The following is a 14,804-nucleotide window of genomic DNA, read 5'->3' as shown; positions in this document are numbered from 1 at the left end:
ATGACCAAGCTGGCAAAGCCTCGCCCAATGCCTGTGTACCTGGTGCTGCGCCGCCTGGTAGATCCTGCCACCGGCAAGGAGGTGGCAGCGTTCGTGCCGTCCTCCGACGCCGACCGATCGATCCTGCGCGAGCGTGAATTCAAGATGAACGCGAAGATCCGTGCCGACCTCAAGCAGCCACGTAATCCACGGTTCAATGGCTTGGTCCATGGCCTGGGCCGAGTGTTGAGCCAGAACATCGATAGGTTCTCTGGCAAGCAGTCACACGACGCCATCAAGGCGTTGCAACTGGAGTCTGGCGTGTACTGCGACGAGGAACTGTTCGACATTCCCGGCCTGGGCCAGCTCACCCGCAAGACACCCCGCAGCCTTTCCTACGATTCGATGGGGGAGGAGACATTCCAAGATTTCTGGCGCCAGTGCTGTGCGTACCTGGTACTGCATGATTGGCCGACTCTCACGGAAGAGCGCCTTACCGAGATGGCGGAATTTGAAGCATTCAAGGAGGTTGCATGAGTCACGACAACGGATACGGAAAGCCTTGCCCTAATTGCGGCGAGCCTATGAGCAACATGCCAAGCCTGAACAAGCGCCAGTGCGCTACAGGCTGCAAGGAGAAGTTCGACTGGAAGCTGGCCCAGGGTCAGGCGCCATTGTTCGGTAACAACCGGCAGACAGCCAAGGAGGCTGTATGAAGCGCACCCCGCTGCAACGCAAAACCCCGCTCAAGTCTGGTGCATCACGCCGCAAGCGCTGCCCAGAGTGCCGAGTGATGTTCGCGCCTACCCGTGACTCGCAGGCGGTTTGCGGTGAGATCGAATGCGCGATTGCTCATGGACAGTCCGAGAGGGGGAAAGCGACGGCTCGCAAGGCGCTGGCAGAGGTAGGGCGCCGGGAGATCAAGGTCCGCAAGGAGGCCTTGAAGAGTCGTGCCGACCACATGAAAGATGCTGAGAAGGCCGTACGCGACTACCGACGCACCTATGAACTGAGTATTGGCAGTGGCTGCATCAGCTGTGGCGAGTCGCAGGAATCAATCCTTCATGCCCAGGGCTGGAAGACTGGCGGGGCATTCGATGCGGGCCACTTCCTTGGCAAGGGCGCCCGACCTGAGTTAAGGCTGGTGCCCACCAATATCTGGCTCCAGTGCAAAAGCTGTAACGCGGGTTCATCCAAGTTCGCCCGAAAAGGCGAAACGGTTTCCCAGGGCTTCCGTGCTGGGCTGATCGCCCGAATCGGCCTGGATGCGGTAGAGGCGCTGGAAGCTGACCACACGCCACGCAAAGAAACCGTAGAGCAACTGAAAGCCATCACCGCCGAATACCGGGCAAAGACCAGAGAACTCAAGAGGGCTGCAGCATGACCTATCGCAACGTTGTTTCAGCAGTAGTTCGAGCCCTTGCGGCCGAAACCATTAACTCCGCCGGCGGCTGCGACTTCGAGCCCAAGGTGCAGTGCGCCAAGCAAAAGGGCGAGATCGTCGGCAAGGAGGCTGCTTTCCTGACTGACTGCTGGGTGTTCGGGCGTCTGCACAAGGCGCTCACCCCTGCGCACTGGCGCGCGCTGGTGGCGAAGTACTCCACTCATGAAGAGCGCAAGCACGGCGCCATACTGGAGCTGCTGAGCTCTGTGAAGACGCCAGCGCCGAAACGCTTCCGGGAATGCGCGGTGCTGACCTGGGCCATTCCACCAGTTGCCGGTGCCGAAGGCAAGCGCTCCGCCGCGGTGCTGCCAGCCGCCTGGTACGACATCACCAATTGGGACAACGACGGCAAGCCAGAATCAACTCGGTACCGGTGGCGCTCAGGTATCCGCAAGACGCTGGATGACCAAGTAAACGAGGCACTCACCGCTGCTCAGGAACTCCTCGACGCAGAAGGGCTTATCGAAAGTTGTGCAGCGTAGCAAAAAGCCATTGCAATGAATGAGAAAGTGAGAGAGTATTTATCCATCCTGTCGATCTTGCGCGTTAACGGATCGATGAACCGAGTCCCTACCATAGGATCACCGGCAATTTTGACAGAGTGTTTGCTCGTAGCTGGCGCTGTTTTGTACCTGATTCTTGTAGTACTGAAGTATCTCGCTCAAAAACTGCAGCAGCCAAACGTAGTGGTTACGTCTACGAAGGAGGTTAGTGAAATGGCTAATATCGACACCGCGTTCCTCGACACCAGCATCAATGTTGGCGCCGGATTCGTAGCAAGCACCCTGTTCGCCGCTCTGATTTGAGTCCGAAAGGACTCCACAAACCCCGTCTAAACGACGGGGTTTTTTTATGACTGAAATTTACCTATAGCCAGGACAGTCTTTGGGAGGCTTGGACGTCGATAGCGGGTAGTGCACATACGAGAACAACACCGGCAGCCCGCGCAACCCGACCTCACTGTGCTTTCAAGGTGGTGAGAGATGTATCATTGGGCGTCGACGCTGGGATCGTCTTGGGCAGACAGCGCGGAAAAACGCGCCCACCTACCGCGGCGCGCACTGAGCAAGATCTTTTATTCCTGAATGTCCAGCTCCTGGAAGCCAGACGAGTACCTAGTCGCGAAATATCCTCGCGCTTGCAGTGACTGAAGGACGGCTGCGCGATCGAGCCCTGTTGGAATATTGGACAAATCAACCTGGCGCTGGAAAACCATCCCTTCTAGAAACTTTGAACCCTCCCCAGATATGCGGGGGATACCTTTTCCATCTTCAACGATTAGGGTGCGGTCTTGCACCTGAAAAATATCAACAAGCATTGTTGTGCCTCTTTCCATGGTGACGCCCTATGGCGCTTACCTGAAGTGCTTTGTTATCACGATTCTTTCAGTTTTTACAGGCTCGGCACTGGAAGATCCTTCTCATTCAGCATGCCCACGGAGTAGAGCGCATGGAGTATCTACAGCGCCTGCTCGACAAGATCGACAGGTTCGAATTGTTGATTGCGGGCCTGATTGGGGCTGTTGTTGCGAGCTGGTGGCATAAGGATGATTTGTCCGACTGGCGCGCCTGGATGGTGTTCTTGGTCACCGGCGTCGCCTGTTCGCTGTACCTGACGAGCATGGTAAGCGCGTACCTGAATGTCACTGAGCCGAAGATCGTCGCCGGGATTGGTTTCCTCCTGGGCACCTTCGGTGGCTCGCTCCTGGCAGCAATCAACCGAGCCATCAAAGCCGCTGACCTCTGGGCGCTTATTCGCCAGCGGTTCGGGGGAGGCAATCCACCATGAATCTTGAACTGATCAACTCCATCGCCTGCGGCCTGATCGCCTTCTGGGCGACCTGGTGCGTACTGAGCGGTAAGGTGAGGGACGGCATTCTCGGGAAGCTGATCTACACCGTGATCGCCATCACGGGTTTCGTCGTGTCGGTGCGGAGCCAGAACATCTTCTTCGGCCCGACCACCGCAGGCCTGACGCTTCATGTGTCCCTGGCCATGGCCGGTGCCCGCCACATATTCATGGTCACGTACTGGCAGACGGTGAAGGCTTGGTTGTGCCGGACATTGAACTGCGAGCATTGCATGAGCTGTCCGAAAGCGCCGGAAGTTATCGAGCGGCGCAAACAGTAATCCGCGCCACGATTTCGAATGCGCCAAATCGTGGCGCGCAATCATGAGGGATGCAGATGACGACCATTGCCTACAAAGACGGCGTGATTGCCTATGACTCCCAGGTAACCCGTGGTGATGTGATCACCTACGACGATTACGAAAAATGCCTTGAGCGCAACGGGGTGAAGTTCTTCTGCTCCGGCGCCGTCTCTGACTATCAGCGCCTGGTTGATGCTTACTTCGGCGCAAAGCCTGAAGGCAACATCGACGTTACGGCCATCGTGTTGGATGGTGAGCAGTTGATGCTGGTTGCAGTGGATGATGCTACTGGTCTGTGGAGGTCGCCGATAATGCTGGATCGCCCCTACGCCATTGGTAGCGGCACGCCCTACGCGTTCGCCGCAATGGACATGGGCGCGACTGCTTATCAGGCGGTAGAGATGGCTGCCAAGCGCGACACCAGCACCGGCGGCACGATCCGTACTGTAGTGCTGGCCGAGATTCTAGAGCCAGGTAACGCGGACGTTGGTCAGGCGCATACGCTCTAAAGATTCTTCGAGACTCTTGGTCCCGACGATTTGGTTACCTTTACCCCCAAGCTTCACGTTCATCAGCAACTCATGAGCATCCACCCGTTCAGGAGCCTCGCCTTGAATTGTCTGCGGTGCATTCATGTGCTCATAGGTCAATTCGTACTTGTGCATTATTTATCTCGGTAAGGGCTAATGGTAGGTGTGCCGCAGGTGAGTGCGGCACTGATGATCAGCTTCGGAAGGGTTCTACTTTCTGGGGCATAGCTGGGAACCACAGCCAGTCGCCCTCTTGCACTGGGTTGTTGAAGTTGCGCTTCACCTCGAACACCCGATCATCCCCGTTGCTTCCGGTTACCGAAAGGATGTGCGCCGATTGCCAGCCCTTGAATGGTTCGGTCTTCAGACCAAGCCAGCCTGCGCGCAGCACCACGGCGCTGGTATTGTCTGCGCCGGTGTAAATGGTCCGTTCGCCTGGGTTAAAGGTGAACGGAACACCGATCAATCGAACCGTTTCATGATCTGAATAGACCTCAACATCTGCAGTAGCTAAGCCCATGTTGCTTTCCTTGCTGACGGAATGATCTTCACCAATACCGGCAACGCGCCACTATTTCAAGCCTAAGGTGAATCATGGATAGGCCATGCCCTCCAGCGTCACTGCTCGAGCTGTCCGATCTATCCGACTTTGGCATCCGCCTGACCCCAGCACCTGAGGTGTGGGAATGGCTCCAGGCAGAGATCCTCGCCGACACCGGCACCATTCACAACGAAGACCATGCTCACCTACTGGATGCAGACATCCGTGTGATGTGGGCGACTTCGAGCTTCGCCAAGCAGGGCCGCACAGTCCTGGGCCAGGCCGAACAGGTAGCGTTCCGCGCGGGTGGATGGCAGAAAGCCCGGATGGAGCAACAGATGCGTGATTGGTTCGGCGATGTGCCGGCCTTCATCATCACCTTGGCTGCGGACTACTGCGCCCAGTGCAGCGACCTTGCGTTCTGCGCGCTGATCGAACATGAGCTGTATCACCTAGCTCACGCGACCGACAAGTACGGTCAACCAGCATTCACCCAAGACGGTGCACCGAAGATCAAGCTGCAGGGCCACGACGTCGAGGAGTTCGTGGGTGTCGTCCGCCGCTATGGTGCAAGCCCTGACGTGCAAGCGTTGGTGGATGCTGCAAACAGTCCTGCTGAGGTGGGGAAATTGAACATTGCGAGGGCCTGCGGAACCTGTCTGCTGAGATCGGCCTGATTTTTGACAGGCTCTAGACGGATGAGAATTTATGGCAGCCCTGAAAAATGAGGTGAAGAGCTTCATCGTTCAGGCGCTGGCGTGCTTTGACACCCCCTCCCAGGTGGTGGAAGCCGTCAAGAACGAATACGGGCTTGTGGTGAGCCGCCAGCAAGTGGAGACGCACGACCCAACCAAGTCTGCAGGGAAGGGGCTGGCGGTGAAGTGGGTGACCCTGTTCCACGATACCCGGAAGCGGTTTCGCGAAGAAACGGCAGACATCCCGATTGCCAACCGTGCCTTCCGTCTCCGTGCCATGAACCGGTTTGTTGAAAAGGCCGAGTCGATGAAGAACATCGGCCTGGCCATGCAGATCCTGGAGCAGGCCGCTAAGGAAACCGGTGACATCTACGTAAACCGGGCCAGGAAGGAAGAAGCCGGCGACGAACCAGTGATCCCGACCCGAATTCAGGTCGACGTGGTGGATGCGAGGAAGCCGAATGCCGAGCCTTAACGTTCCGCAGGCTCAGTTCCTCACGCTGCCCCACAAATTCCGCGCGTTCGTTGCCGGGTTCGGATCAGGCAAGACCTGGGTAGGCTGCTCAGCACTGAGCAGGCACTTCATGGAGTGGCCTGGCGTAAACGCTGGTTACTTCGCACCGACTTACCCGCAGATCCGGGACATCTTCTATCCGACCATGGACGAGGTGGCCTACGACTGGGGGCTGAAGACCAAGATCAACCAGGCAAACCACGAAGTTCACATCTACAGCGGCCGGCAATGCCGCGGCACTGTGATTTGCAGGTCGATGGAGAAGCCGCAGACGATTGTCGGTTTCAAGATTGGCCATGCCCTGGTGGATGAGCTGGACGTGCTGACCGCGGTCAAGGCGCAGCAGGCCTGGCGCAAGATTATTGCCCGGATGCGCTACAACTTGCCTGGGCTGAAGAACGGGGTGGACGTCACCACGACGCCGGAAGGCTTCAAGTTCGTCTTCCTGCAGTTCGTGAAGCAGCTGCGCGACAAGCCATCGCTGAAGGAGATGTACGGCTTAGTCCAGGCAAGCACGTTCGACAACGAGCTGAACCTGCCGGATGACTACATCGCCTCCCTGATGGAGTCGTATCCGCCGCAGCTGATCATGGCGTACCTCAAGGGCCAGTTCGTCAACTTGACGTCCGGCACGATCTACACAGCCTACGACCGCAAGCTCAACGGTTGCTTCGACACCGTGCAGCCCGGCGAGCCTCTGTTCATCGGCATGGACTTCAACGTCGGCAAGATGGCGGCGATTACCCACGTTAAGCGCGACCAAGGGTTGCCCAGGGCCGTGGATGAGTTGATCGACGGCTACGACACACCCGACATGATCCGGCGCATCAAAGAACGCTATTGGCAGCACGATGGGAATGACTTCAAGAAGACGTGCGAGATCAGGATCTACCCGGATGCCTCGGGCGACTCGCGCAAGTCTGTGAACGCCAGTATCACAGACCTGGCCATGCTCAAGCAGGCCGGGTTCGCGGTCATTGCTCCAGCGGCAAACCCGCCGGTGAAAGACCGAATCAACGCAATGAACGCCGTCTTCTGCAATGCGCAGGGCGAGCGCCGCTACCTAGTTAACCCGTTCACCTGTCCAACCTACGCCGACGGCCTGGAGCAGCAGGTGTGGGGCGCAAACGGGGAGCCAGACAAAACCGCCGGTATCGATCACGCGAACGACGCCGGCGGCTACTTCATCCACCGCGAGTACCCGATCATCAAACCGGTCACCGCTATCAAAATGGGATACGCCCGATGAGCAACGACGTCTCCTTCAAGCGGACGGAATACACGGCAGTATTGGACCGATGGGCGACCGTTCGCGACGTGTGCGCGGGCCAGCACCGGGTTGTCGATCGATTGCCGTACATCAACGCACACGATAAGTCGCCGGAGAACGAAGATCGGAACCGGGCTTACCGCGAGCGAGCGGTGTTCAAGAACGCCACCGGGCACACCCGAAACGGGCTGCTGGGCCTGGCCTTCCACAAGGATCCAACGCTGACGGTCCCGAAGAAGCTGGAATACCTGCAGGACAATGCCAACGGCTCCGGGGTGAGCATTTACCAGCACTCACAGGGCACGCTTGAGAAGGTGCTTGAAGCTGGTCGCCACGGCCTATACGTCGATTATCACCAAGACGATGGTATAGGCGGGCACTCGGTGATCCTGTCCTATTGCGCTGAAGACATCATCAACTGGCGCACGGGCATGGTGAACGGCCATAGCGTGTTGACGCTGGTAGTGCTGCACGAATCTCCAGAGATTCGTGACGGATTCGGCTACAAGACGGCTGAACAGTACCGGGAATTGGCGCTGGAGGATGACGGCTTTGTTTGCCGCGTCTGGCGCCGGTCCGGGCCGAAAGGTGGCGGGCCGCTGACTGTCATCGAAGAATTCAAGCCGGAAGGCGTTACGGGGCGCCTCAAAGAGATTCCGTTCACCTTCGTCGGCGCTCAGAACAACGACCCAAGCATTGATGAGTCGCCGCTCTACGACATCGCCATGATCAACCTGGGCCACTTCCGGAACAGCGCCGACTATGAAGACAGTGTGTTCTGGTGCGGGCAGGCTCAGCCGTGGATCAGTGGGCTCGACGAGTCCTGGCGCGACTGGATGGAGAAGAACGGCATCTATGTCGGTTCCAGAGCCCCGATGATGTTGCCGGTCGGAGGCGCTTTCGGCTACGCCCAGCCTGCACCGAATACGCTGGTCAAGGAGGCCATGGCTGACAAGAACCAGATGATGATCGAACTGGGTGCGCGGATGGTGGTGGCGTCACTTGCCACCAAGACCGCTACCGAGTCACGCGGTGATCAGTCGGCCTCCACATCAGTCCTGGCTGGCTGTGTTGCCAACGTCAGCGAGGCCTACACGCGAGCCATTATGTGGTGCTGCGCCTACATGGGCATCGCTGACAAGAAGGTCGCCTACCAGGTGAATCAGGAGTTCGTCGAGCTGACGGCGGATCCGCAGATGATCACGGCCTTGGTTGGCTTGTGGCAGAACGGCGGCTTCGCGAAAGCTGACCTGCGGGCGTACTTGCGCAAGCTGGGGCTAATCGCGCCAGAGCGGACTGACGAGCAGATCGACGGCGAGCTGGAAGAGCAGGGCGATGGTCTGGGCCTAGACGACGAGGACATTGTAGATGGCGGCAAACCAAGCAATCCTTGATGCCACGATTCGCCACGCGGTCTTCCTCGAAAAGCTAAAGGCCGGAGAGGTGGGCAAGTTCGCTCCCTTTCTCAAGGAGATTGACCGCTCGATCCGTGACCGGCTCACCCAGTCGGACCTGACCGAGTACAACGTAAAACGTCTGGAAGCGCTGCTGAAGGAGGTGGATAGCCTGCTGCTGGGCATCTTCGATCGCTATAGCGCGCAACTGAACCTCGACCTGGTGGACATCGCCAATTACGAGGCCGAGTTCGAGGCGACCAGTCTTGCCAGGTCGGCACCGGTTGGCGTGTCGCTCGACGTCGTGGCACCGACGGCCGCTGCAATCCGTACCGCAGTGCTGACGAACCCGCTCAGTGTGCGCGGCACCGGTGGCGGAAAGCTGCTTAAGGCGTTCATTAAGGGCTGGACCAGTGCGGAGCGTGAGCGCGTTACGGGCACGATCCGGCAGGGCTTCTTTGAAGGGCAGACGAACTTCCAGATTATCCGCAACATTCGCGGCACCAAAGCAGCAGGGTACAAAGACGGCATCCTGGCCACCACCAACCGCAATGCCAGCACGGTGGTGCACACCGCTATTCAGCATGTGTCGTCCCAGGCTCGTATGGAGGTGGCAAAGGCCAACACGGATATCGTCGAAGAAATCCAGATGGTGGCGACGCTGGACAGCAAGACAAGCCAGCAATGCCGCTCGATGGATAAGCGCAAGTTTCCGGTGGATTCCGGGCCGAGGCCTCCATTCCACCCGAATTGCCGTACGACCTTCATCCTGCTGACCAAGCTCAGTGCCATGTTCGCCAAGGGCGCTACCCGTGCCTCAGTAGGTGCCAATGGCGGCCAGCAGGTAAGTGCCGACCTCGATTATTACCACTGGCTCCAGCAGCAGCCGGCTGCGTTCCAGGACGTTGCTATCGGCCCAGTCCGGGCCAAGCTGTTCCGGGAGGGAGGATTGACGGTGGAGCGCTTCGCCGAACTGCAGCTTGATCGCAACTTTGCGCCGCTGACCTTGTTGCAAATGAAGGGGCTGGAGCCGCTGGCGTTCGAGCGTGCGGGAATCTAAAAAAACCATGCAAACCCCGCCCAAGTGGTGTGTTTTTTAGGTGGTAGCCTTCTGATGAACTATCAAACGAAGGGCAGCACACATGGAAACAGCATTAGAACGAAGCACCAGGCTTGCAATTGAACTGACTATCAACAGTCTTCGAGCAATGTCAGAGACACTTTGGATTACGGGAGATATCCCGGTGGACGATTGTGCACTGGAATATCCAGACGAACTGATACAGAAGGTCAGAGACGCAGCTGAAGCATCCGGTTTCGGGTGGGTGCAGCTTGACCTGGCGCTGAGCATTAAATGCATACGGATCAATGGACCAAAAGAGTGGGCCAGGCAATAACCAGTTTGGGCCAGCCTGAATGACAGCCTCGGTATATCCGGGGCTTTTTTACGCCTGCAAAGCGGGCAACACATACCCAAGGGGTACATCAACGTGGCAGAAGAGAACGAAATCGACCTGGAAAACCCGGCAATCAAGGCCGCTATCGCGACTGCCGTTGAAGCATCCGTTTCGGGTTTGAAAACCAAGAACTCAGAGCTGCTGGGCAAGCTGAAGGAAACCTCCGGCAAGCTGACCCAGTTCGAAACCCAGTTTGAAGGCATCGACATTGACGCAGTCAAAGGCCTGCTCAGTCGCGCCGGGCAGGACGAAGAAACCAAGCTGCTGACCGAGGGCAAGGTGGACGAGGTATTCAATAAGCGCACCGAGCGCCTGCGTGGCGAGCACGACAAGCAGCTGAAGACGCTCGCCGGTCGCGCTGAGAAGGCTGAAGCGTTCGCCGCCAAGTTCCAGGGCAAAGTCCTGGGCGACTCGGTACGTGGTGCAGCACTGAAAGCCGGCGCATTGCCGGAAGCAACCGACGACATCATCTTGCGCGCCAAAGGCGTGTTCTCACTGAACGAAGAGGGCGAAGCGGTCGCTGTTGACGAGAATGGCCAAACCATCCTCGGTAAAGACGGCAAGACCCCTCTGACTCCGCTCGAATGGGCCGAGTCTTTGCGCGAAAGCGCACCCCACCTGTGGCCAAGGGCTTCAGGGACACATGCCCCGGGCGGGGGCGGCGGCCAGGCTGCATCCAAGCGCTCCGAAATGACCTCCGAGCAGAAGCGCGACTTCCAGCGCAAGCACGGCCAAACCGCATATCTCGCATTGCCCAAGTAAGGGGAAAAAACTATGCCAACGACTGTAAACAGCGACCTGATCATCTACAACGATGAGGCGCAAACCGCATACCTGGAGCGCATCCAGGATAACCTGGACGTGTTCAACGCCTCGTCCAACGGCGCGATCGTCCTCGACAACGAACTGATCCAAGGCGACTTTCGCAAGCGTGCTTTCTACAAGCTCGGCGGCGGTCTGGAACACCGCGATGTCAACTCCGACGGCAAGGTCACCGCGAAGAAAATCGGCGCCGGCGAAGCTGTAGGCGTCAAGGCTCCGTGGAAATACGGCCCGTACCAGACCACCGAAGAGGCGTTCAAGCGTCGCGGTCGTGCAGTAGATGAGTTCTCCCAGATCATCGGCGCCGACGTAGCTGATGCGACCATCGAGGGCTTCATCGAGTACGCCACCGGCGCTCTCAAGGCTGCCATCGGCTCGAACGCTGCCATGGTGGTGTCGGCCAACATCGAAACCGACGGAAAGAAGACCTTGACCCGCGGTATGCGCAAATTCGGCGACAAGTTCGGCCGTATTGCGCTGTGGGTCATGCACTCTTCGGCCTACTTCGACATCGTTGATGAAGCGATTGCGAACAAGGTTTACGAAGAAGCTGGCGTAGTGATCTATGGCGGCCTGCCTGGCACCCTGGGCAAGCCTGTACTGGTGACCGACAAGGCGCCGGTGGATGCGATCTTCGGCCTGCTGCCGAATGCCGTGGTCATCACCGAATCCCAGGCCCCGGGTTTCCGTTCGTACGACGTGAACGACGAGGAAAACCTGGCTATCGGCTACCGCGCCGAGGGTACCGTCAACATCGATGTGCTGGGTTACAGCTGGAAGGAAACCACCGGCGGCACCAACCCAACCCTGGCAGCCGTCGGCTCCGCTGCGAACTGGGTCAAGCACTCGGACAGCAACAAGGTCACCGCCGGCGTGATGATCAATCTCACCACTACGCCACCAGTCGGCGGCTGATAATCACCCCAGGAAGCGGCCAGCAATGGCCGCTACGGAGATTCCGATGGAACTCGTTTACACGAACCAGCTTGACGGCTTTCAGCCGAACAAGCGCTACCGCGTCCCAGGGCTATTCCGTAGCGTTGAGCGCGATGCGACCGCAGTAGCCGTGGTAGGTGACTATCCCGAGATCGTCACGGCGTACGAAGATGCCGGTGTCGACGTTGAGGTTGTTGAGTTGCCGGCGCCTGTTGCTGTCGGCACACAGGTGATCGCATCTGGCGAACTGTCCAAGCTGCTTGCCGATCTGCAAGGCGAGAGTGATGCAATGGTTCTGCTGGTCGACGGCCTGGAGGCTGGCGAAATCCACCGTCCAGAGGCTGGCGCACTGGCATTGCGCTTGTTTGAAGTGCTGGGCACCATCCACGCCTCGGCTGGAGAGCTGACCGCTGAGCGTGACGACCTGGTCCTGACTGTTGACGCACTGCGCGAAGAGATAGAGGCGCTGAAGAAGGCCTCGATCACGCCGCTGGCTGATGAGGCCGGTGAAATCGCGGTGCTGAAAGCGAAGCTCGATGAAGCCAAGATCCAGTATCGGGCCAACGCCTCCAAAGAATCCCTGGAAAAGCTCGTCGCCGAGCTGCCCAAGGCTCGATAATGCTGGCTGCCGGTGGCCCGGCGGCCGATCTCAAACCATTCCAGCGAGTTGACGCATGACACTCATCATCGAGGACGGCACCGGCAAGCCTGACGCCGAAAGCTACGCGAGCGCCGAGGATCTGGCCATTTATGCCGTGAAGTTCGGCACGGTCATCCCCGCAGGCTTTCCTGAGCAGGAAGCGTTGCTGCGCCGGGCCGCCTTGGCGATGGATAGCATGACCTGGAAGGGGCGCAAGATGAGCAGCGAGCAGGCCTTGTCCTGGCCTCGCCGGGAAGTGCTGCTGGATCGTGAGATCAAGCCGAACAACTACCTGCCGGCTCGCATTCAGTATGGTCAGATGGCCTTGGCCGCTGAGATCCATCAGGACGATATCGACCCGGTCGAGCAGCGCAAAGGTGCTGTGCTGCTGGATCGTGTAGAAGGGGCGGTGACGCGGCAGTATGCGGCGATCCCCTCCAGTAGCAGCCGGTTGCTACCGGCTGCGCCGGATCGGCCCAGCGCGACGCAGTTTGCTGATTACCTCCAGAAACGAGGATTGTTTTCTGTGAGGGTATAAAAGAATACTGGCAATGATACAAAAATATCTTGATGGGGTTTGTTTTGATGTATATCTTGGCGCCTCATTTCAGGAGTTAAGCCATGCTACCAAATCCAAAAAGCAGTAATTTCCGTTCAGCTCTCCGTAATGCTCGAAAAGATGCAGGCCTAACTCTCACCGAACTCGCTGATGCCGCAGGTATCTCCAAGGTAATGCCGGGCCGCTATGAGCGTGGCGAGTCCCAACCAACGATGTATACCTGGCAAGAATTGAACAAAGCTCTTTTTGAAGTTGATGACGAAGAAGTTGAAGCGGAAGCCAAGAAGCAGGACGTGGGCGAGTCTCTCTCTGAGTCGACGCTGGAGCAGATTCTAGAAGAGCTCAAAAGCCGTGGTTTTGGCACAGTGACATTGTCATATAGCTGATTTAACGAGCCCAGCCATCGCGCTGGGTTTTTCACATCTGGAGCCCCTATGGCCTTCTACGACGAAATGGCCGTGATGGCTCTGGAGATGATCACAGAGTTCGGCCAGCATGTGACCATCAGCAAAACTGAGCCGGGGGAGTACGACCCGGAGACGGGTGGCGAAGCGCCGGGCGCGACCGTCGAGCAAACTGCCCAGGGCATCCTGCTCGACTTCACCGGCATCGAATTCCAGAACAACAGCCTCATCAAGCAGGGCGACAAGAAGCTCAAGATCGCCGCGCAAGGGTTGACTTGGGTACCGGGTCTGCTCGACAAAGTCGTAGCCCAAGGCCGCACCTGGTCAATCGTGCCACCGCTGAAAGAGGTCAACCCGGCCGGGACGCCGATCCTGTATGAGCTGCAGGTGCGATCATGACGAATAAATACGCGAGCATGAACGGTAGCTTTGCCGAGAATATCCGCGACTTCGCCGAGCGCGCTCAAGCCGGTATTGATGCAACCATCCGGGAGATCGTCATCGAGATCGGCAGCAGCGTTATCCGCATGTCACCGGTGGGCAATCCAGAGATTTGGGCTGCGAACGTCGTTCACCGGCAGGCGAACAAGCGGGCCGCCGATGACTACGACTTCAAGGTCGCGGTCCGCAACACGATCATCAACCTCAGCGAATCGAACTTCACCAAAGCTGGCAAGCTGCGACGCGGCGTGAAATATGCCAAACCCCTGACCAAGACCGAGCGCGGCCAGAACTTCAACGTGAACGGCTTGGTGGCAGGCAAGGACTACGTTGGCGGCCGGTTTCGGGGGAACTGGCAGTTTTCCATCGGCACGCCGGCGGAGGGCACGCTTGACCAGGTCGATCCGGCTGGTGGCGTGACGCTGGCTAAGCTGCGACTTCAGGTCCAGGCACTGACGGCTGGCGAGACGGCCTACATCGTCAACAACCTGCCGTACTCTATTCCTTTGGAGTATGGACACTCCAAGCAAGCCCCAGGCGGTATGGTCCGGATCACCCTGGCCCGCTTCCAACAGATCGTCGACGAAGCCACAAGGAATAACCAGGTATGAGCCACGCCATCATTGCGTCTATTTACGAGGCCAAGCTGATTGCCTGGAGCAAGGCCCGGACGGAGCCGATCAAGGTTGTGTTTGAGAATATCCAGTATGACCCTGCGGACGGCGAGACTTACCTTCGTGCATTCGCGCTACCAGGCGATACCGCCAGTAGCACGCTTGCTGGCGACCATCGTGCGTTCATCGGCATCTACCAAGTCAGCATTGTGGCCCCGGCCGGCACCGGCAAGGCCAAGACGAACCCGCTTGTGGCTGAACTGACCGTGCTGTTCCCGCTGTATGCACGGGACACAAGGTCAGGCGTTACCGTGGTGAGCATGTCGCCTGTTGATCCTGGCCCGGGCATCACAGACCCACCAACATACACCGTGCCGGTTTCGTTCGATTATCGAGCAGACGTCATTTAGGCAG

General features: G+C 58.3%; 22 protein-coding genes. 20 read left to right on the top strand and 2 right to left on the bottom strand.

Annotated elements, in window-relative coordinates; translation table 11 throughout:
• The 4 genes from N2A98_RS15295 to N2A98_RS15280 are packed head-to-tail and all read left to right on the top strand — an operon-like array spanning position 1 to position 1,905.
• Positions 1–516, top strand: a complete 516-nt coding sequence (locus tag N2A98_RS15295; RefSeq protein ID WP_275622262.1) for a hypothetical protein — start codon at positions 1–3, stop codon at positions 514–516.
• Positions 513–695 carry a hypothetical protein gene (locus tag N2A98_RS15290; protein WP_072433970.1) on the top strand — a complete coding sequence of 61 codons (183 nt, stop codon included), beginning with the start codon at positions 513–515 and terminating at the stop codon, positions 693–695. Before N2A98_RS15295 ends, N2A98_RS15290 begins: the two co-directional genes overlap by 4 nt.
• Positions 692–1,363: a recombination protein NinG gene (locus N2A98_RS15285; RefSeq protein ID WP_275622261.1), complete on the top strand. Its 672-nt coding sequence runs from the start codon at positions 692–694 to the stop codon at positions 1,361–1,363. Before N2A98_RS15290 ends, N2A98_RS15285 begins: the two co-directional genes overlap by 4 nt.
• Positions 1,360–1,905: a hypothetical protein gene (locus N2A98_RS15280; RefSeq protein WP_275622260.1), complete on the top strand. Its 546-nt coding sequence runs from the start codon at positions 1,360–1,362 to the stop codon at positions 1,903–1,905. The genes N2A98_RS15285 and N2A98_RS15280 overlap by 4 nt, the downstream gene beginning before the upstream one ends.
• Before the next feature lie 593 nt (positions 1,906–2,498).
• Here N2A98_RS15280 and N2A98_RS15275 read toward each other — a convergent pair.
• The gene (locus N2A98_RS15275) at positions 2,499–2,741 is read right to left on the bottom strand and encodes a hypothetical protein (RefSeq protein WP_275622259.1); all 243 of its coding nucleotides are present in this window, start codon (positions 2,739–2,741) and stop codon (positions 2,499–2,501) included.
• A gap of 131 nt (positions 2,742–2,872) precedes the next feature.
• Between N2A98_RS15275 and N2A98_RS15270 the strand changes: the two genes are divergently transcribed.
• From N2A98_RS15270 to N2A98_RS15260, 3 genes are read left to right on the top strand one after another with little or no spacing between them, the layout of a single operon-like run.
• On the top strand, positions 2,873–3,211 hold the full coding sequence (locus N2A98_RS15270; RefSeq protein ID WP_003175039.1) for a hypothetical protein: 339 nt from the start codon (positions 2,873–2,875) through the stop codon (positions 3,209–3,211).
• A complete protein-coding gene (locus N2A98_RS15265; RefSeq protein ID WP_275622258.1) occupies positions 3,208–3,552 on the top strand; it encodes a hypothetical protein in 345 nt (114 codons plus the stop codon). Before N2A98_RS15270 ends, N2A98_RS15265 begins: the two co-directional genes overlap by 4 nt.
• A gap of 56 nt (positions 3,553–3,608) precedes the next feature.
• A complete protein-coding gene (locus N2A98_RS15260) occupies positions 3,609–4,082 on the top strand; it encodes a proteasome subunit beta (protein ID WP_275622257.1) in 474 nt (157 codons plus the stop codon).
• A 214-nt stretch (positions 4,083–4,296) separates the two neighbouring features.
• On the opposite strand, the gene N2A98_RS15255 is transcribed toward N2A98_RS15260, so the two are convergent.
• Positions 4,297–4,623, bottom strand: coding sequence for a hypothetical protein (locus N2A98_RS15255; protein ID WP_212614238.1), 327 nt, complete (start codon positions 4,621–4,623; stop codon positions 4,297–4,299).
• A gap of 74 nt (positions 4,624–4,697) precedes the next feature.
• Here N2A98_RS15255 and N2A98_RS15250 point away from each other — a divergent pair, with 74 nt between their 5' ends.
• The 13 genes from N2A98_RS15250 (at position 4,698) to N2A98_RS15190 (ending at position 14,800) form a co-directional block, all read left to right on the top strand.
• Complete coding sequence (locus N2A98_RS15250) at positions 4,698–5,321, top strand: putative metallopeptidase (RefSeq protein WP_275622256.1); 624 nt, start codon at positions 4,698–4,700, stop codon at positions 5,319–5,321.
• Positions 5,322–5,352: 31 nt separating this feature from the next.
• Positions 5,353–5,814, top strand: a complete 462-nt coding sequence (locus tag N2A98_RS15245; RefSeq protein ID WP_275622255.1) for a DUF2280 domain-containing protein — start codon at positions 5,353–5,355, stop codon at positions 5,812–5,814.
• Positions 5,801–7,102: a terminase family protein gene (locus tag N2A98_RS15240; RefSeq protein ID WP_275622254.1), complete on the top strand. Its 1,302-nt coding sequence runs from the start codon at positions 5,801–5,803 to the stop codon at positions 7,100–7,102. The genes N2A98_RS15245 and N2A98_RS15240 overlap by 14 nt, the downstream gene beginning before the upstream one ends.
• Positions 7,099–8,517, top strand: a complete 1,419-nt coding sequence (locus N2A98_RS15235; RefSeq protein WP_275622253.1) for a DUF4055 domain-containing protein — start codon at positions 7,099–7,101, stop codon at positions 8,515–8,517. Before N2A98_RS15240 ends, N2A98_RS15235 begins: the two co-directional genes overlap by 4 nt.
• The gene (locus tag N2A98_RS15230; RefSeq protein ID WP_275622252.1) at positions 8,492–9,577 is read left to right on the top strand and encodes a minor capsid protein; all 1,086 of its coding nucleotides are present in this window, start codon (positions 8,492–8,494) and stop codon (positions 9,575–9,577) included. Before N2A98_RS15235 ends, N2A98_RS15230 begins: the two co-directional genes overlap by 26 nt.
• Positions 9,578–10,007: 430 nt before the next feature.
• Complete coding sequence (locus tag N2A98_RS15225) at positions 10,008–10,736, top strand: hypothetical protein (RefSeq protein ID WP_073842713.1); 729 nt, start codon at positions 10,008–10,010, stop codon at positions 10,734–10,736.
• Between the two features lie 12 nt (positions 10,737–10,748).
• On the top strand, positions 10,749–11,711 hold the full coding sequence (locus N2A98_RS15220) for a major capsid protein (protein ID WP_169918319.1): 963 nt from the start codon (positions 10,749–10,751) through the stop codon (positions 11,709–11,711).
• Between the two features lie 46 nt (positions 11,712–11,757).
• Positions 11,758–12,351 carry a hypothetical protein gene (locus N2A98_RS15215; RefSeq protein ID WP_275622251.1) on the top strand — a complete coding sequence of 198 codons (594 nt, stop codon included), beginning with the start codon at positions 11,758–11,760 and terminating at the stop codon, positions 12,349–12,351.
• Positions 12,352–12,406: 55 nt separating this feature from the next.
• The gene (locus N2A98_RS15210; protein WP_275622250.1) at positions 12,407–12,910 is read left to right on the top strand and encodes a DnaT-like ssDNA-binding protein; all 504 of its coding nucleotides are present in this window, start codon (positions 12,407–12,409) and stop codon (positions 12,908–12,910) included.
• An 83-nt stretch (positions 12,911–12,993) separates the two neighbouring features.
• On the top strand, positions 12,994–13,317 hold the full coding sequence (locus tag N2A98_RS15205; RefSeq protein WP_236530949.1) for a helix-turn-helix transcriptional regulator: 324 nt from the start codon (positions 12,994–12,996) through the stop codon (positions 13,315–13,317).
• A 48-nt stretch (positions 13,318–13,365) separates the two neighbouring features.
• Positions 13,366–13,734 carry a hypothetical protein gene (locus tag N2A98_RS15200; RefSeq protein WP_275622249.1) on the top strand — a complete coding sequence of 123 codons (369 nt, stop codon included), beginning with the start codon at positions 13,366–13,368 and terminating at the stop codon, positions 13,732–13,734.
• Positions 13,731–14,387 carry a hypothetical protein gene (locus N2A98_RS15195; protein WP_275622248.1) on the top strand — a complete coding sequence of 219 codons (657 nt, stop codon included), beginning with the start codon at positions 13,731–13,733 and terminating at the stop codon, positions 14,385–14,387. Before N2A98_RS15200 ends, N2A98_RS15195 begins: the two co-directional genes overlap by 4 nt.
• The gene (locus N2A98_RS15190) at positions 14,384–14,800 is read left to right on the top strand and encodes a phage tail terminator-like protein (protein ID WP_275622247.1); all 417 of its coding nucleotides are present in this window, start codon (positions 14,384–14,386) and stop codon (positions 14,798–14,800) included. The genes N2A98_RS15195 and N2A98_RS15190 overlap by 4 nt, the downstream gene beginning before the upstream one ends.
• The last annotated feature ends 4 nt before the right edge of the window (positions 14,801–14,804 follow it).

This window comes from Pseudomonas sp. FJ2-5-13 (assembly GCF_029201605.1).
Taxonomy (GTDB): Bacteria; Pseudomonadota; Gammaproteobacteria; order Pseudomonadales; family Pseudomonadaceae; genus Aquipseudomonas; species Aquipseudomonas lactis.
Note: the sequence above shows the minus strand (reverse complement) of the source record. Positions and strands in the feature narration are given on the sequence as shown.

What these genes read in the sequence shown, in the direction of transcription:
- N2A98_RS15295 (WP_275622262.1), top strand. Translation starts at nt 1, where the DNA reads ATGACCAAGCTGGCAAAGCCTCGCCCAATGCCTGTGTACCTGGTGCTG.
- N2A98_RS15290 (WP_072433970.1), top strand. Translation starts at nt 513, where the DNA reads ATGAGTCACGACAACGGATACGGAAAGCCTTGCCCTAATTGCGGCGAG.
- N2A98_RS15285 (WP_275622261.1), top strand. Translation starts at nt 692, where the DNA reads ATGAAGCGCACCCCGCTGCAACGCAAAACCCCGCTCAAGTCTGGTGCA.
- N2A98_RS15280 (WP_275622260.1), top strand. Translation starts at nt 1,360, where the DNA reads ATGACCTATCGCAACGTTGTTTCAGCAGTAGTTCGAGCCCTTGCGGCC.
- N2A98_RS15275 (WP_275622259.1), bottom strand. Translation starts at nt 2,741, where the DNA reads ATGCTTGTTGATATTTTTCAGGTGCAAGACCGCACCCTAATCGTTGAA.
- N2A98_RS15270 (WP_003175039.1), top strand. Translation starts at nt 2,873, where the DNA reads ATGGAGTATCTACAGCGCCTGCTCGACAAGATCGACAGGTTCGAATTG.
- N2A98_RS15265 (WP_275622258.1), top strand. Translation starts at nt 3,208, where the DNA reads ATGAATCTTGAACTGATCAACTCCATCGCCTGCGGCCTGATCGCCTTC.
- N2A98_RS15260 (WP_275622257.1), top strand. Translation starts at nt 3,609, where the DNA reads ATGACGACCATTGCCTACAAAGACGGCGTGATTGCCTATGACTCCCAG.
- N2A98_RS15255 (WP_212614238.1), bottom strand. Translation starts at nt 4,623, where the DNA reads ATGGGCTTAGCTACTGCAGATGTTGAGGTCTATTCAGATCATGAAACG.
- N2A98_RS15250 (WP_275622256.1), top strand. Translation starts at nt 4,698, where the DNA reads ATGGATAGGCCATGCCCTCCAGCGTCACTGCTCGAGCTGTCCGATCTA.
- N2A98_RS15245 (WP_275622255.1), top strand. Translation starts at nt 5,353, where the DNA reads ATGGCAGCCCTGAAAAATGAGGTGAAGAGCTTCATCGTTCAGGCGCTG.
- N2A98_RS15240 (WP_275622254.1), top strand. Translation starts at nt 5,801, where the DNA reads ATGCCGAGCCTTAACGTTCCGCAGGCTCAGTTCCTCACGCTGCCCCAC.
- N2A98_RS15235 (WP_275622253.1), top strand. Translation starts at nt 7,099, where the DNA reads ATGAGCAACGACGTCTCCTTCAAGCGGACGGAATACACGGCAGTATTG.
- N2A98_RS15230 (WP_275622252.1), top strand. Translation starts at nt 8,492, where the DNA reads ATGGCGGCAAACCAAGCAATCCTTGATGCCACGATTCGCCACGCGGTC.
- N2A98_RS15220 (WP_169918319.1), top strand. Translation starts at nt 10,749, where the DNA reads ATGCCAACGACTGTAAACAGCGACCTGATCATCTACAACGATGAGGCG.
- N2A98_RS15215 (WP_275622251.1), top strand. Translation starts at nt 11,758, where the DNA reads ATGGAACTCGTTTACACGAACCAGCTTGACGGCTTTCAGCCGAACAAG.
- N2A98_RS15210 (WP_275622250.1), top strand. Translation starts at nt 12,407, where the DNA reads ATGACACTCATCATCGAGGACGGCACCGGCAAGCCTGACGCCGAAAGC.
- N2A98_RS15205 (WP_236530949.1), top strand. Translation starts at nt 12,994, where the DNA reads ATGCTACCAAATCCAAAAAGCAGTAATTTCCGTTCAGCTCTCCGTAAT.
- N2A98_RS15200 (WP_275622249.1), top strand. Translation starts at nt 13,366, where the DNA reads ATGGCCTTCTACGACGAAATGGCCGTGATGGCTCTGGAGATGATCACA.
- N2A98_RS15195 (WP_275622248.1), top strand. Translation starts at nt 13,731, where the DNA reads ATGACGAATAAATACGCGAGCATGAACGGTAGCTTTGCCGAGAATATC.
- N2A98_RS15190 (WP_275622247.1), top strand. Translation starts at nt 14,384, where the DNA reads ATGAGCCACGCCATCATTGCGTCTATTTACGAGGCCAAGCTGATTGCC.